General features: G+C 56.0%; 1 protein-coding gene. It reads right to left on the bottom strand.

Annotated elements, in window-relative coordinates; translation table 11 throughout:
• Positions 1–63: 63 nt before the first annotated feature.
• Positions 64–1200, bottom strand: coding sequence for an IS481 family transposase (locus tag FG94_RS16880; protein WP_036214097.1), 1137 nt, complete (start codon positions 1198–1200; stop codon positions 64–66).
• Between the last annotated feature and the right edge of the window lie 31 nt (positions 1201–1231).

The raw sequence follows: 1231 nt of genomic DNA, 5'->3' as shown, positions 1-1231 counted from the left end.
TGTATGGCACAGGGACATGGGTTACACATGTCTAGAGACATAGGTGACACATGTCGAACCATTCTACGCCTTAATCCTGAGGTCGATTTCTGCGACTTTTCGCGTACAGAACATGACGTCGAAGAGTCCATCGGTGTCAGTGGGCTTGACCGCAACAGGCTCTCCAGCCAGCCCCTCTCCGATATACGGTTGCAAACCTGAGAAACTGATACAGCCGCTATGTTTGACCTTCCTGACGTCGTCCTCATTGTCATACTCGACGTCGGGGAGCTGGGCGGGAAATTTGCGCCCACTGGCGGTGTAACGACTGATGGGCGGCTGCTGATTCAGTGCGTGATGCGGCCGTACAAGATTGTATTGATCACGCCAGATATCGAACGCTTGCTGGCACTCCTGCAGCGAGTTAAAGCCGCGGCGGCTGAGCAATTCACGTTTGAGCGTACGGTGAAAACGCTCGTCCTTGCCTTGTGTTTGCGGATGCATCGGACGGCTGTGGCCAACCTTGATTCCCAGCTTGAGCAGCCACACTTCGAACTTGGTCAGGCCATTTTGCTTGGGCGTGCCCCAAGGATTGCCGTTGTCGCATGTGATGCGTTCGGGTAGGCCGTATAGCTTGAATGCCTCGGTCAGCGCGCTTTTTACTTGATCGCCCGTCTCCCCCGAGCAGGCACTCAGACAGATGGAAAAGCGCGAGTGATCATCCAGCACTGTCAGTGGGTAGCACCGGCCAGCCTGCGCATTGGTGAGCGCGAAGTGCCCTTTGAAATCCATTTGCCAGAGCAGATTAGGGGCTTCGTGCTCGAAGCGTTTGATGGCTGGTGACGAGACATCGGTAGGCGGCAAGATCTGCCTTCCATGCCGCTTCAGGATGGCAGCGATGGTGTTGGGATGAGGTTTGCCAAACTCTTGTGGAATCAATGCCTGCAGCTTACGCCCGCCCCAGTAGGGATAGGTGTCGTGAAGGGCAACGACCTGTGCTTCCAACTGTGCATCGCTGCGCTTGGGCGAGTTATGCGGGCGGCGGGACCGGTCATTTAACCCGTCCTTTCCCTGTTCTTTGAACAGGGAAAGCCATTTGTAACCCGTCTTGCGACTGATTCCAAATGCCTGGCACAGGGCGCTGACGTTGGCTTCTGGTGCGCTTGCCAGCACCACAAATTCGAGACGAGAGGCCATCCGGGAACACTCCTTCCAAGGCATCGCACGCTCCAGTTATTGGTCGTGCGCTGAT

The sequence above is a fragment of the Massilia sp. LC238 genome (assembly GCF_000735635.1).
In the GTDB taxonomy this organism is placed as follows: domain Bacteria; phylum Pseudomonadota; class Gammaproteobacteria; order Burkholderiales; family Burkholderiaceae_D; genus Telluria; species Telluria varians.
This window is presented reverse-complemented; position numbering and strand designations above follow the sequence as displayed.

Coding starts and splice junctions, on each gene's coding strand:
- FG94_RS16880 (WP_036214097.1), bottom strand. CDS start 1,200: ATGCCTTGGAAGGAGTGTTCCCGGATGGCCTCTCGTCTCGAATTTGTG.